General features: G+C 73.8%; 14 protein-coding genes. 9 read left to right on the top strand and 5 right to left on the bottom strand.

Features of this window, described 5'->3' with window-relative positions; all coding sequences use genetic code 11:
• The first annotated feature begins 29 nt into the window (after nt 1–29).
• The 5 genes from rimM to D3272_RS02830 all read left to right on the top strand — a co-directional run bounded on the left by rimM (nt 30) and on the right by D3272_RS02830 (nt 4,046).
• Nucleotides 30–572 (top strand): ribosome maturation factor RimM, encoded by a 543-nt coding sequence (gene rimM, locus D3272_RS02850; protein ID WP_129217577.1) that lies wholly within the window; start codon nt 30–32, stop codon nt 570–572.
• Nucleotide 573: 1 nt separating this feature from the next.
• Nucleotides 574–1,260, top strand: coding sequence for a tRNA (guanosine(37)-N1)-methyltransferase TrmD (gene trmD / locus D3272_RS02845; protein ID WP_129217576.1), 687 nt, complete (start codon nt 574–576; stop codon nt 1,258–1,260).
• A gap of 104 nt (nt 1,261–1,364) precedes the next feature.
• Complete coding sequence (gene bluB / locus D3272_RS02840; RefSeq protein WP_245496352.1) at nt 1,365–2,024, top strand: 5,6-dimethylbenzimidazole synthase; 660 nt, start codon at nt 1,365–1,367, stop codon at nt 2,022–2,024.
• A 69-nt stretch (nt 2,025–2,093) separates the two neighbouring features.
• Nucleotides 2,094–2,864, top strand: a complete 771-nt coding sequence (locus D3272_RS02835) for a DeoR/GlpR family DNA-binding transcription regulator (RefSeq protein ID WP_129217574.1) — start codon at nt 2,094–2,096, stop codon at nt 2,862–2,864.
• Nucleotides 2,865–2,876: 12 nt separating this feature from the next.
• A complete protein-coding gene (locus tag D3272_RS02830; protein WP_129217573.1) occupies nt 2,877–4,046 on the top strand; it encodes an MFS transporter in 1,170 nt (389 codons plus the stop codon).
• Here the strand turns inward: D3272_RS02830 and D3272_RS02825 are convergent.
• Both D3272_RS02825 and D3272_RS02820 read right to left on the bottom strand, forming a co-directional pair.
• A complete protein-coding gene (locus tag D3272_RS02825) occupies nt 4,010–4,585 on the bottom strand; it encodes a Smr/MutS family protein (RefSeq protein ID WP_129217572.1) in 576 nt (191 codons plus the stop codon). The two genes, D3272_RS02830 and D3272_RS02825, sit on opposite strands and share 37 nt — an antisense overlap.
• A 19-nt stretch (nt 4,586–4,604) precedes the next feature.
• On the bottom strand, nt 4,605–5,357 hold the full coding sequence (locus D3272_RS02820; RefSeq protein WP_129217571.1) for a Tim44/TimA family putative adaptor protein: 753 nt from the start codon (nt 5,355–5,357) through the stop codon (nt 4,605–4,607).
• A 168-nt stretch (nt 5,358–5,525) separates the two neighbouring features.
• Between D3272_RS02820 and D3272_RS02815 the strand changes: the two genes are divergently transcribed.
• From D3272_RS02815 to D3272_RS02800, 4 genes are all read left to right on the top strand, one after another.
• Nucleotides 5,526–5,990 (top strand): FxsA family protein, encoded by a 465-nt coding sequence (locus tag D3272_RS02815; protein WP_165361192.1) that lies wholly within the window; start codon nt 5,526–5,528, stop codon nt 5,988–5,990.
• 120 nt (nt 5,991–6,110) lie between these two features.
• Nucleotides 6,111–6,599, top strand: a complete 489-nt coding sequence (secB, locus tag D3272_RS02810; RefSeq protein ID WP_129217569.1) for a protein-export chaperone SecB — start codon at nt 6,111–6,113, stop codon at nt 6,597–6,599.
• A 32-nt stretch (nt 6,600–6,631) separates the two neighbouring features.
• Nucleotides 6,632–7,162, top strand: a complete 531-nt coding sequence (locus D3272_RS02805) for a gamma carbonic anhydrase family protein (protein ID WP_129217568.1) — start codon at nt 6,632–6,634, stop codon at nt 7,160–7,162.
• Between the two features lie 40 nt (nt 7,163–7,202).
• Nucleotides 7,203–8,618 carry a peptidoglycan-binding domain-containing protein gene (locus D3272_RS02800; RefSeq protein WP_129217567.1) on the top strand — a complete coding sequence of 472 codons (1,416 nt, stop codon included), beginning with the start codon at nt 7,203–7,205 and terminating at the stop codon, nt 8,616–8,618.
• Nucleotides 8,619–8,647: 29 nt separating this feature from the next.
• Here D3272_RS02800 and D3272_RS02795 read toward each other — a convergent pair whose 3' ends face one another.
• The 3 genes from D3272_RS02795 to D3272_RS02785 are packed head-to-tail and all read right to left on the bottom strand — an operon-like array spanning nt 8,648 to nt 12,409.
• The gene (locus D3272_RS02795) at nt 8,648–10,891 is read right to left on the bottom strand and encodes a xanthine dehydrogenase family protein molybdopterin-binding subunit (RefSeq protein WP_129217566.1); all 2,244 of its coding nucleotides are present in this window, start codon (nt 10,889–10,891) and stop codon (nt 8,648–8,650) included.
• Nucleotides 10,892–10,901: 10 nt separating this feature from the next.
• On the bottom strand, nt 10,902–11,918 hold the full coding sequence (locus D3272_RS02790; protein WP_129217565.1) for an FAD binding domain-containing protein: 1,017 nt from the start codon (nt 11,916–11,918) through the stop codon (nt 10,902–10,904).
• Nucleotides 11,915–12,409: a (2Fe-2S)-binding protein gene (locus D3272_RS02785; RefSeq protein WP_245496375.1), complete on the bottom strand. Its 495-nt coding sequence runs from the start codon at nt 12,407–12,409 to the stop codon at nt 11,915–11,917. The genes D3272_RS02790 and D3272_RS02785 overlap by 4 nt, the downstream gene beginning before the upstream one ends.
• Nucleotides 12,410–12,469 lie beyond the last annotated feature (60 nt).

Genomic DNA, 12,469 nt, shown 5'->3' with positions numbered 1-12,469 from the left:
GCCGTGGTGCCGAGAGCGGGACGGGGACGATGGCGGAGCGGATGGTGCTGGTGGGCGTCGTGGGGGCGCCGCAGGGAGTGCGGGGCGAGGTGCGCCTCAAGTCCTACACGGGCGAGCCCGGCGACATCGGGACCTACGGCCCCCTGTCGGACGAGGATGGCCGGCGTTCCTTCGCCATCCAGTCGCTGCGGGTGCTGAAGGGCGACATGCTGGTGGTGCGCATCGCCGGCATCGACGACCGCGACGCCGCGGCCGCGCTCACCAATACCAGGCTCTTCATCCCGCGCGAGCGCCTGCCGCCGCCGGCAACTGACGAGTTCTACCACATCGACCTCATCGGGCTTTCGGCCGAGGCCGAGGACGGCATCGTGCTGGGACGGGTGCGCGGCCTCCACAACCACGGCGCCGGCGACATCCTCGAGATCGTGCCGGTCGCCGGGGGCGAAACGCTGCTGGTGCCCTTCACGCTCGCCTTCGTCCCGGTCGTCGATTTCGCGGCCGGCCGCCTCGTGGTGGCGCGCGGGGCGCTGCTGCCCGAGGAGGAAGGCGACGCCACGGTCGAGGACCGCTGACATGTGGCGCGCCACGCCCCTGACGCTGTTTCCCGCCATGTTCCCGGGGCCGCTCGGCCTGTCGCTCGCCGGGGACGGGCTGGCGCGCGGCCTGTGGGCCTGCGACCCCTACGACATCCGCCTGCACGGGCTCGGCCGGCACCGCACCGTCGACGACACGCCGGCCGGCGGCGGCGCCGGCATGGTGATGCGGGCCGACGTGCTGGCCGCCGCCATCGACGCCGCGGCGCCCGCCGGCGATCCCCGGCCGCGGCTGCTCATGAGCCCCCGCGGCCGCCCGCTCGACCAGGGCCGCGTGCGGGACCTGGCGCGGGGGCCGGGCGTCGTGGTGCTGTGCGGGCGGTTCGAGGGCGTCGACGAGCGGGTCATCGCGGCGCGCGACCTCGAAGAGGTGTCGCTGGGCGATTTCGTGCTGTCCGGCGGCGAGGTCGCCTGCCTGGCGCTGCTCGACGCCTGCGTCCGCCTGCTGCCCGGCATCATGGGCAAGGAGCTGTCGGGCGAGGAGGAAAGCTTCGAGGGCGGCCTGCTCGAATACCCGCACTACACCCGCCCGCGGGACTTCGAGGGCCGGGAGATCCCCGCCGTGCTGCTGGGCGGCGACCACGGCCGCGTCGCGGCCTGGCGCCGTGCCGAGGCCCGACGCATCACCGGCGAGCGGCGGCCGGACCTCCTCGACCGGCGCGGGTGAGGCGCCGGAGGAGCGGGCCGGGATCGGTGGAGCGCGGCATGGGACGGGAAGGGTCGGATGGGACAGGGCACGATGGGGGGCATCGCCGGGTGCCTCGCGGGCCCGTGGCGCGCCGTGGCGCGCTGACCCCGCCCGTGCAGTTCGACGACGGTTTCCGGGCCAGCCTCGCCGCGTTGCTGGAATGGCGGCGCGACGTCCGGCGCTTCCGCCGCGATCCGCTGCCCGAAGGCGCGCTCGACCGTCTGCTCGCCGTCGCCTGCCGGGCGCCGTCGGTCGGTCTCAGCCAGCCCTGGCGCTTCGTCGTGGTCGAGGACCCGGAGCGCCGCGTCGCCGTGCGCGCCCTCTTCGCGCGCTGCAACGCCGAGGCCGCGGCGGACTATGCGGGCGAGCGGGCCCGGCATTACGCGGCGCTGAAGCTCGCCGGGCTCGACGATGCGCCCGTCCAGGTTTCGGTCTTCGCCGACCGCGACACGCCGGTCGGCCACGGCCTCGGGCGCCGCACCATGCCCGAGATGATCGACTATTCCGTCGTCACCGCCATCCACACCCTGTGGCTCGCGGCGCGCGCCGAGGGGATCGGGCTCGGCTGGGTGTCCATCCTGGCCCCGGGCGAGATGGCGCGCCTGCTCGACGTCCCGCCGTCATGGCGCTTCATCGGACACCTCTGCCTGGGCACCCCGGAAGCGGAAGCCGACACGCCGGAACTGGAGCGCGCCGGATGGGACGACCGGCGGCCGGCCGCCGAGGCCATCCTGCGGCGCTGAAACGGCGCGTTCCGGATCTTGCACGATCGTGCATGTTGTTCCATAGAGTGGTCATACGGGAGCTTGCCTATGCCGACTCTGCCGGATGAACGCCAAGCCGCCATCCTCGGCCGCCTGCTGCGGGACGGTCGCGTGCTGGCCGCCGATCTCGCCTCCGAATTCGACACGTCCGAGGATACGATCCGGCGCGACCTGCGCGACCTCGCCGCGGCCGGCCGCTGCCGGCGCGTCTACGGCGGCGCCCTGCCGGTCTCGCCCGCCGCCGGCCCGCTGTCGCGGCGCGACGGCATCGCCCCGGACGCCAAGCGCGCCCTCGGCCGGACCGCCGCCGCCCTGGTCTCCCCCGGCCAGACGATCGTGATCGACTCCGGCTCCACCAACACCCGCATCGCCGAGGCGCTCTCGGCCGCGATCGACCTCACCGTCGTCACCAACGCTCCGGCCGTGGCGCATGCGCTCGCCGGGCGGCCGCGCTGCTGCGTCGTGATGCTGGGTGGGCGCATCCATCCCGCCATCGGCGGGGCCTTCGGGCCGCGGGCGCTGCGCGATCTCGCCGAGCTGCGGGCCGACATCGCCTTCGTGGGCGCCTGCGGCCTCGCCGCCGGACCCGGCCTCACGCTCTTCGACCCGGAGGAGGCCGAGTTCAAGCGCCGCATCGTCGACGTCAGCGCCAGGGTGGTCGTGGCGGCGACCTCCGACAAGCTCGGCACGGCGGCGCCCTTCTCGGCCGCGCCCGTGGCGGCCCTGCACGACCTCGTCGTCGAGGCCGACGCCCCCGAGGCCGCCCTCGCCGGCCTCGCCCATCCCGGGCTGCGCCTCCATCGCGCCGCCGCCGTCTGACGGATTGCGCCCATGACCAGCCTGTCCCGTCCGCTGCGCGACGCCCGTTGGGTCGAGCGCGGCGCCATCCTAGCCGTCTTCCTCCAGCTCGGGCTCTTCGCCGGGGCCTGGGCGGCGGCGCTGCCGGCCATCAAGGCCGGCCTGGCCCTCACCGACCGCGAGATCAGCCTGGCGCTGCTCAGCTTCGCGGGCGGCTCCATCGCCTCCACCATCGCCACCGGCCGGCTCGCGTCGCGGCTGGGCACCCGGCGGGTGACGCGCCTCGGCGCGGTCGCCACCGTGCTGACGCTGGTGCTCCCGGCCTTCGCCACCTCGCTCGCCGGCCTCTGCGCCGCCACCGTCGCCATGGGCGCCGCCATGGGCCTGCTCGACGTCGCCATGAACGGCCATGCCGGGGCGCTGGAGGAGCGCTGGGGCGCGCCGCTGATGTCGTCGTTCCACGGCGCCTTCAGCCTCGGCGGGCTCGCGGGCGCGGCGCTCGGCGGACTGCTGGCGACGGCGGGATTCGGCGCCGGCGGGCAGATCGGGGTGGCGGCGGCCGTGTCGGGCGTGGTCGGCCTGGCGGGCCTGCCGTTCCTGGGCGCCGGGGCCGCGACGGCCCCGGGCGGCGGGCCGGCCCTGGCCCTGCCGGGACGCCGCCTGCTGGGCCTCGGCGTGGTGGCGGCCTTCTGCTTCGTCGTCGAGGGCGCCATGGGCGACTGGAGCGCCATCTACCTCGACACGGTGGCGGGCAGCGGCCTCGCCCTGGCGGCTCTCGGCTATGTGGGGTTCTCCATCACCATGGCGGGCGTGCGGTTCGCGGGCGACCGGGCCGTCGCGGCCCTGGGCAGCCGCGCCATCCTGGTGGGCGGCGGGCTCGTCGCCGGGGCGGGGCTGGCCCTCGCCGTGGCGGTGCCGGTGCCGATCGTCGCGGCCCTGGGCTTCGGCCTCGTTGGGCTCGGCCTCGGCAACGTCGCGCCCGTGGCCTTCAGCGCCGGGGCCCGCGTCGGGCCGACGCCCGCGGCCGGCGTGGCGCCGGTCGCCACGGTCGGCTACGCGGGCTTCCTGCTCGGGCCACCGATCATCGGACTGCTGTCGGGCATCGCGGGGCTGCGCGGCGCGCTCGGCTGCCTGGTGCTGGCGACCGGCATCGTGGCCCTGGTGGGCTACAGGGTGGTGGACGGGCGCCGCAGCCGCACATAGAGCGCGCCGGCGCCACCGTGGCCGAGCGCCGCTTCCTCAAAGCCGACCACGATCTCGCGCAGGCGCGCGTCGCGCAGCCAGAAGGGCACGGCCCGGCGCAGGACGCCCGGCTCGGCCGCGTCCCAGCGGCCCCGCTCCTTCACGCCCTTGCCCGTCACCACGATGACGAGCCGCGCCCCGTCGCGCTGCGCCCCGAGCAGAAAGCGGTGCAGTGCCGAATGCGCCTGGGACTGGGTCATGCCGTGCAGGTCCAGCACGGCCTCGACGGGGATGCGCCCATCGGCGACGCGGCGCTTGTAGCGCCGTTCGAGCCCGACGGGGGGCGGCTTCGGCACCGACACCGGCGCCACGTAGCTGGCCGCGGTGTAAGACCGGACGGGCGCCGGTGGGGCAGGGTGGGGCGCCTTCACGGGCGCCGGGAGCGTCTCGGGCGCCGTCTCCGGCGCGGCCGGCAGGAGGCTGCCCGGCCGCGGCGTCACGGTTTCGGCGACGCGCCGCCAGACGTCGATCTCGGCCCCGGTGAGGCGACGGATGCGCATCGCACGTCGCGATCGGCGGTCAGGCGCCGGCTTCGGTGGCGACGAGTCGCCAGTTCGGGTCCCGCGCGTCGACCTCGCGGGCGAAGGTCCAAAGGTCGAACACCTCGGCGACGCGGTCCGGGGAGCCGTCGACCACGGCCCCGGCGCTGTCGCGCGTCACGCTGATCATCTTGGACTGGAAGCGGATGGTCACCTGGGCGGTCCGGCCGCGCAGCTGCGCGTCGTGGACCAGCGAGGTGTCGGTGGACACGAAGGTCGTCTCGCTGCGGTGCAGGCGCGCCTCGCGGGCCGATATGGCGGCCTCGAACCCGTCGTAGACGTCCTTGGCCAGCAGAGGCTTCAGGGCCGCCCGGTCCCCCGCCGCGAAGGCCGACACGATCATCTCGTAGGCCGACCGGGCCCCGCCCATGAAGCTCGCCGCCGAAAAGCCCGGGTCGGCCTGGCCGATCTTCACCAGGCCGTCCAGGGCCGAGGCGCCGGGCTCGACGAGGCCGCGCCATTGGTCGCCGAGGTCGCCTGCCGCCCGGGCCGGCTCGACCGCGCGGGTTTCGCCGCGCTGGAGCGGGATCACCTGGCCGGGGCCGCGGCCCGGCTCCGGCGGGGCGGCGTCGCGGCCGGCCTTGCCCTCGCGCAGCTTGCGGCGCGCCTCGAACGGGTCGAAGGGCGGGCGCTCGGTCCCGGTGCGGGTGCCCAGGACGGAACGCAGCTTCCACACCACGAACACCGCCAGCGCGGCGAAGATGATGATGGAGGGATCGAACGACTGGTGCATGGACTTCGGGCCCTGCCGGCTTCTGACGCGGGAACGCGCGTTGCGGTGGCGCGGGGAGGCGCCCATATTCATCTGAGCATGTGGGAACGCTGCCTCCAATATCCACGCCCGCCGTCCGGGAGAAGTGGGGATGGCGCCGCCTTCCTCCTTTTCGGGACACGCTCGGCCATGTTGCGTCGCCAGAACCTCGGAACCCTGCTGCTGCTCGGCCTCGTCGCCGAGGTCGTGGCCTTCATCGCCGTGGTGGACTGGCTCGGCGCCGGCCCGGCGGTGCTGATCGGCCTCGGCTCGACGCTGCTCGGCGCGGCGCGGTTGAAGCGCCTCGGCGGGGCCGCCTTCTCGCGGCTGCGCGCCGTCGCCGAGGGCCGCGTCGGCCAGGAGGAAGCCTTCATCGACGGCGCGCTCGACGCGGTCGGCGCCGTGTTGCTGATCCTGCCCGGCTTCATCACCGACGCCCTCGGGTTGGCGCTGCTGGCGCCCTCGTGGCGTGACTGGGTGAAGGCCCGTGTCGGCTTCACGGCGGGCCCGATCGCCGGGCGCCGGGCCGACCGCGTCCGCGCCGCCGCCGGTCCCCGCACCATCGACCTCGAGACGCAGGACTGGTCGCGGCTCGACCGCTCGCGGCCGGGCTGAACCGCGCCTCCGCCCGCCCGCCAACCGGCGGGGCTGTCGCTTGCCGGGGCGGCGCGAAGCGTGTTACCCGCGGCGCGAACGTCGGCCGCGAGGCCGTGACCCCCACGGGAGGAGCGAGCGATGGCCGAGCAGAACGGGAATGGCAACGGGACCGCCGTGGGCGCACAGGGCCCGCAGCTCAACGCGCTCGCGCAGTACATCAAGGACCTGTCCTTCGAGAACCCCAATGCGCCGAACTCGCTCGGGCCGCAGGAGCAGGGCCCCAACATCTCGATCCAGGTCAACGTCAACGCGCGGCAGCTCAGCGAGACCGACTTCGAGGTCAGCCTGTCGCTCGAAGGCTCGGCGGGCGAGGGTGCCGGCACTCTGTTCAAGTTCGAGCTCGACTATGCCGGCGTGTTCCGCGTGGCCGGCATCCCGACCGACCAGGTGCATCCCATCGTCATGATCGAGTGCCCGCGCCTTCTCTTCCCCTTCGCCCGGCAGATCGTGGCGGATTCGGTCCGCAACGGCGGCTTCCCGCCGCTGTTCATCGACCCGATCGACTTCGCCGGCCTGTATCGCCAGCGCATGGGCGAGGGCTCCCCGCCCCCGGCCAACCTGGCCTGAACGGCGCGCCGGGCACGGCGGAGGGCTACTGCATGGCGATCTACGCGCTCGGGCCTCACGCCCCGGTCCTGCCCGCGGCGGACCGCTACTTCGTCGCTCCCGGCGCCCACGTCATCGGGCAGGTCGAGATCGGCGAGGATGTCGGGATCTGGTTCGGCGCCGCGATCCGCGGCGACCGCGACCGGATCGTCATCGGCGCCCGCACCAACGTGCAGGAAGGCGCCGTGCTCCACACCGATCCCGGCTTCCCGCTGACGGTCGGCGAGGGCTGCACCATCGGCCATCGCGCCATCGTCCACGGCTGCACGATCGGCGCCAACAGCCTCGTCGGCATGGGCGCGACCGTCATGAACGGGGCCCGCATCGGGGCGGACTGCATCGTCGGCGCCGGCGCGCTGGTGACCGAGGGCAAGAGTTTCGCCGACGGCATGCTCATCGTGGGGGCTCCGGCCCGCGCCATCCGCCCGCTCGACGCCGCGGCGCTGGACGGGCTGCGCCGGTCCGCGCAATCCTATGTCGACAATTGGCGCCGCTTCCGCGCCGAACTGAAGCGCCTCGACTGACGCTTCCAGGGGCGTCGCCGCCGGGCAGGGGGACGTCGCCATGCAGATGCCTCGAGGTTTCGCGGTCCTGGCGCTCGCCAGCGTCGCCGCCGCGCCCGCCCCGGCTGCGGCGCCGGGCGATCCACCGCCCGCCGCCGCGCGGCCCGACGCCCTGAAGCCGGTCTTCGACGCCCTGTCGGAGGCGGACCGCCGCGCCCTGCAGGATGCCCTGACCTGGACGGGCGACTTCAACGGCGCCGTCGCCGGCACTTACGGCCCCCGCACCCGCGACGCGCTCCTCGCCTACGCCCGCCGCGGCGGGCTCACGGCAGCCACGGCGCTCGACGGGCCGGCGCGGCGGCGCCTGCTGGCAGAAGCCGAGGCCGCCCGGCGGGCCGCGGGCTTCACGCGCCTGCACGACACCCGTGCCGCGCTGACGATCGGCGTCCCGTCGCGGCTCCTCACGGTGCGCACTCCCCTGCCGGACGGAACCCGCTATGCCGCGCCGGACGGATCCGCCGTGCTCGACACCGCCGGCCGGGCCGGGGGGCCGGAGGCCCTCGAGGAGGTCTTGGGGCGCCTCACCCGCGACGTGCCCGGTCGCCGCGTCACCTACAGGCTCGCCCGACACGACGTCATCGTGGTGGCGGGCGAGGCGGGAGACCGCCGGTTCTACAGCCGCTACGCCGTCGCGGCGCCGCCCGGCGGCGAGCCGGCGCTGCGCGGCTTCACCCTGACCTATCCGGCGGTCCGCGCCGCGGACTTCGACCGCATCGTGCTGGCGGTGGCGGCGGCGTTCGATCCTGCACCGCTCATGCCGCAGCCGGACCCGGGGCCGCCGCCTACCGCCACGACGGCCGCAGCCGTCGCCGCGGCGGCATCGGCCGCCGATGCGAAGCCGCCGGTCCTCGTCGGCGCCGCCGTGCTGGTCGCGCCCGGGTTGGCTTTGACGCGCGCCGACCCGCGTTCCTGCCCGGAGCCGGCCGTCGACGGCGCGCCCGCCCGCTGGACCCGGCAGGATGCGGCGAGCGGCCTCGCCCTGCTGGCCGTGGCGGCCCATGGCACGACGGCGGCCCTACCGTTGGCGGCCGCCGCCGCACCGGTGAGCCGGCGGTATGGCCTGTTCTTCGTGCCGGGCGAGGGCGCACCGGCGCTGGCGGTGGCGCTGGCCGGCGGCGATGCGGCCGGCTTCGCCGAGCTGCCGCTCCAGGGGGCCGATGCCGGCGTGCCCCTCGTCGACGGCGCCGGCGCCCTCGTCGGCCTGACGGCGCCGCCGGACATCCGGCCGCCGTCGGTCGCCGGAACCGTCGTGGCCGGCCCCTATCGGGTCACCGGACCCGGACAGATCGGCGCTTTCCTGCGGGATGCCGGGGTCGCGACCACAGCGCCGATCGCAGGCGACATGGCCGGGCCGGGTGCCGCCCTGGCCCGTTGGCGGCCCGTCGTCGTGCCCCTTCGATGCCGCGCCCCGGCCTGAGGGGCCGGGACGCGGCGGTGCCGTTCGCCTCAGGCGTCGAGCAGCTTGTCGATGGTGATGGGCAGGTCGCGGACGCGTTTGCCGGTGGCGTGGTAGATGGCGTTGGCCACGGCCGCACCCGTCCCCACGATGCCGATCTCGCCGAGGCCCTTCACGCCGATGGGGCTCGCCTTGTCATCGGGCTCGTCGACGAAGATGACGTCGATCGCGCCGATGTCGGCATTGGCCGGGACGTGGTACTCGGCCAGATTGTGGTTCATGAACCGGCCGAAGTCGTGGTCCAGCACCGACTCCTCGTGCAGCGCCGAGCCGATCCCCATGACAATGCCGCCGAGGATCTGGCTGCGCGCCGTCTTGAGGTTCAGGATCTTGCCGGCCGCGACGGCGCTCACCACCCGCGTCACCCTGACGACGCCGAGCTCCTCGTCGACCTTGACCTCCACGAAGACCGCGGAATGCGTGTAGGCGACGTAGCGCATCTGCTGGATCATGGAGGGCGAGGCGGTCTCCTCGGCCTCGACCTTGCCGCCCTTCGACGACTTCACGGCGTCGGCCAGCGACACCGAGCGCGACGGGTCGTTGGTGACTTCGATGCGGCCGTCGCGGAAGGTGACGTGGTCGAGGTCGACGTTGGCCAGCGGCGAGCCGTCCAGCCGCCGCGCCAGCTTGAACACGGCTTCGCGCACCGTCTCGCAGGCGATCTGCACGGCGGTGCCCGCCGAGGCCGCCGTCCACGAGCCGCCCTCGAGCGGCGCATGGGGCAGCGACGTGTCGCCCAGCCGGGCCGTCACGTCCTCCATGCGAAGCCCCAGCGCGTCGGCGCCGATCTGCGTCAGGATCGTGTAGGTGCCGGTGCCGATGTCGGCCGTGGCGGTCGCGACCTCGAGCCGGCCGTCCGCCGTCAGCGTGGCACGCGCCGACGTCTTCTGCATCATGGCTTCCCAGACGCCGGTCGCCATGCCCCAGCCGACCAGTTCCCGGCCCTCCGTCATGGAGCGCGGCCGCGCGTCGCGGCGCGACCAGCCGAAGCGCTCGGCACCCTGGATGTAGCAGTCGCGCAGCGCCTTGCTGGTCAGGCGCTTGTTGGTGTTCTGGTCGCGGTCGTCGATGTAGTTGCGCAGGCGTAGTTCGACGGGATCGATGCCGGTGGCGTAGGCGAGCTCGTCCATCGCGGCCTCGAGCGCGTAGAGGCCCAGGACGGCCCCGGGGGCGCGCATGTCGGCCGGCGTGTAGGTGTCGAGCTTGGCCAGTTCGTAGCCGAGCTTCGTGTTGTCGCAGCGGTACAACATGCCGGACCAGTTGACCTGGTTCTCCTGGTAGTCCTCGAAGCGCGACGTTTCCTGCACCGAGTCGTGCAGGATGGCGGTGAGGCGTCCGTCGGCCTCGGCGCCCAGCGACACCGTCTGGATGGCGAGGGGGCGGTGGCCGAAGGTGAACATCTGGTCGCGGGTCAGGACCACCCGTACCGAACGCTCGAGGTCGAGGGCGGCCAGCACGGACAGGAAGAGCTGGTACTGCGGGCGCAGGCCCGAGCCGAAGCCTCCGCCGACGAAGGGCGACAGCACCCGCACCTTGTCGGCCGACAGGCCGAACACGCCCTGGATATAGGCGTGGGTGTTGGTAACGCCCTGGATCTTGTCATGGACCGTGATGGCGCCGCCGCCCTCCCACACCACCGTCGTGGCATGCGGCTCCATCGGGTTGTGGTGCTCGACCGCGACCCGGTATTCCTGCTGAACCCGCACGGGCGCGCCCGCGAAGGCCCGATCGGCATCGCCGCGCGGCTTGGGCGGCGGCTCGATGCCGCTCCGCTTCTTCGGCGGCACGTAGGACTCGCTCCGCTGGCGGTCGAGGTCGGTCTGCGGCGCCTCGGCCGCGTAGGCGACCTCGATGAGCGAAGCCGCGTAGGTGGCGGTCTCGAAATCACCCGCCACCACGAGGGCGACGGGCTGGCCCGAGAACATGATCTCGGCGGAGCGCAGCGCCCGGAACGGGTGGCCCGGGGGCGCCACCTCGTCGCTGTAGGACGAGTCGAGCCAGGCGGTGCGGGGCCGGTTCTCGTGCGTGTAAATCTTGACGACGCCCGGCACCGCCGCCGCCGCCTTGCTGTCGATGCGGGTGATCTTGCCGCGGGCGATGGCCGACGACACGACGACGCCGTGGAGCAGGTCGGTGGCGGCGAATTCCGCCGCATAGCGCGCCGCGCCCGTCACCTTGGCCCGGCCGTCGACCCGACGCTGGGCGGTGCCGACGAGGTTCTGTCTGGTGGTCATGGGATGGGCCTCACTGGATGCGCTTGTCGACCTGGGACTGCGGCGTGCCGGCCGCGGCCTGGGACAGGGCACGGATGATGGCCTTGCGGGCGAGGCCGATCTTGAAGGTGTTCTGGCTCCGGCCCACCGCCGGGGCCAGGATATGGTCGGCGACGGCCTTGAAGGCGTCGAGCCCGGCGGGCCGGCCGACCAGCAGCCGTTCCGCGGCCTCGTCGCGCCACGGCTTGTGGGCGACGCCGCCGAGCGCGATGCGGGCCTCGGTCACGGCCCCGCCGTCGACCTTCAGGGCAACCGCCACCGACACCAGCGCGAAAGCGTAGGAGAGGCGGTCCCGCAGCTTGAGATAGGTGTAGTGCTGGCCATAGTCCTGCGCCGGGACGTCGACCGAGACGATGATCTCGTCGGCCCGCAGCGTGGTGTCGACCTCGGGCGTGGCGCCCGGCAGGCGGTGGAAGTCGCCGAAGGCGATGCTGCGCGCGCCGCCCGGCCCCTCGACCTCCACGGTCGCGCCGAGCGCCGCCAGCGCCACGCACATGTCCGACGGATGCGTGGCGATGCAATGCTCGCTGGTGCCGAGGATGGCGTGGATGCGGTTCACACCCGCGATGGCCGGGCAGCCGCTGCCGGGCTCGCGCTTGTTGCAGGGCGTCGCGGTGTCGTAGAAATAATAGCAGCGCGTGCGCTGCAGCAGGTTTCCGCCCGTCGAGGCCGCGTTGCGCAGCTGTGCCGAGGCGCCCGCCAGGATGGCGCTCGACAGCAGCGGAAAGCGCTGCCGCACGCGCTCGTCGTAGGCGAGCTTGGCATTGGACACGAGCGCGCCGATGCGAAGACCGCCGTCAGGGCGCTCGGCGATCTCGGCCAAGGGCAGCCGGGTGATGTCGACGAGCCGCGTCGGCCGCTCGACGTCGTACTTCATCAGGTCGAGGATGTTGGTGCCGCCGGCGATGAAGCGCGCCTGCGAGTCCGAGGCCTTGGCCTTGACGGCGTCGGCGACGCTTTCGGCGCGGATGTAGTCGAAGCGGTTCATTCCGCGGCCTCCAGGCTCTGTGCGCCCCGGGCGTCGATGACGTGCTTCACGGCATCGACGATGTTGGTGTAGGCGCCGCACCGGCAGATGTTGCCGCTCATGGCTTCACGGATCTCGTCGGCCGTGTGGGCGTGGCCCTCGGCGATGAGGCCCACGGCCGAGCAGATCTGCCCGGGCGTGCAATAGCCGCACTGAAAGGCGTCGTATTCGATGAAGGCATCCTGCACGGGGTGGAGGTGGCCCTGCTCGGCGAGGCCCTCCACGGTGCGGATGTCGGCGCCGTCCTTCATCACCGCGAGGGTGAGGCAGGCGTTGATGCGCTGGCCGTCGACCAGGACCGTGCAGGCGCCGCACTGGCCGTGGTCGCAGCCCTTCTTGGTGCCGGTGAGGCCCAGGTGGTTGCGCAGCGCGTCGAGCAGCGTCGTCCAGGGCGCGAGGTCGAGCGTCGTCGCGGCGCCGTTCAACGTGAAGCTGACCGGGATCGTATCCATCCCGGCGGGCTGGGGCGTGGGTGAGGAGCTCATGCCGTCCATCATGGTGTCGCGAGGGGC

The organism is Lichenibacterium ramalinae, assembly GCF_004137085.1.
Classification (GTDB): Bacteria; Pseudomonadota; Alphaproteobacteria; order Rhizobiales; family Beijerinckiaceae; genus Lichenihabitans; species Lichenihabitans ramalinae.
This window is presented reverse-complemented; position numbering and strand designations above follow the sequence as displayed.

Bases quoted from the DNA above. Each gene is read 5' to 3' on its own strand.
- trmD (WP_129217576.1), top strand. From the start codon at position 574: ATGTGGCGCGCCACGCCCCTGACGCTGTTTCCCGCCATGTTCCCGGGG.
- D3272_RS02805 (WP_129217568.1), top strand. From the start codon at position 6,632: ATGGCGATCTACGCGCTCGGGCCTCACGCCCCGGTCCTGCCCGCGGCG.
- rimM (WP_129217577.1), top strand. From the start codon at position 30: ATGGCGGAGCGGATGGTGCTGGTGGGCGTCGTGGGGGCGCCGCAGGGA.
- secB (WP_129217569.1), top strand. From the start codon at position 6,111: ATGGCCGAGCAGAACGGGAATGGCAACGGGACCGCCGTGGGCGCACAG.
- D3272_RS02795 (WP_129217566.1), bottom strand. From the start codon at position 10,891: ATGACCACCAGACAGAACCTCGTCGGCACCGCCCAGCGTCGGGTCGAC.
- D3272_RS02785 (WP_245496375.1), bottom strand. From the start codon at position 12,409: ATGGATACGATCCCGGTCAGCTTCACGTTGAACGGCGCCGCGACGACG.
- D3272_RS02830 (WP_129217573.1), top strand. From the start codon at position 2,877: ATGACCAGCCTGTCCCGTCCGCTGCGCGACGCCCGTTGGGTCGAGCGC.
- D3272_RS02820 (WP_129217571.1), bottom strand. From the start codon at position 5,357: ATGCACCAGTCGTTCGATCCCTCCATCATCATCTTCGCCGCGCTGGCG.
- D3272_RS02815 (WP_165361192.1), top strand. From the start codon at position 5,526: ATGTTGCGTCGCCAGAACCTCGGAACCCTGCTGCTGCTCGGCCTCGTC.
- D3272_RS02835 (WP_129217574.1), top strand. From the start codon at position 2,094: ATGCCGACTCTGCCGGATGAACGCCAAGCCGCCATCCTCGGCCGCCTG.
- D3272_RS02790 (WP_129217565.1), bottom strand. From the start codon at position 11,918: ATGAACCGCTTCGACTACATCCGCGCCGAAAGCGTCGCCGACGCCGTC.
- D3272_RS02825 (WP_129217572.1), bottom strand. From the start codon at position 4,585: ATGCGCATCCGTCGCCTCACCGGGGCCGAGATCGACGTCTGGCGGCGC.
- D3272_RS02800 (WP_129217567.1), top strand. From the start codon at position 7,203: ATGCAGATGCCTCGAGGTTTCGCGGTCCTGGCGCTCGCCAGCGTCGCC.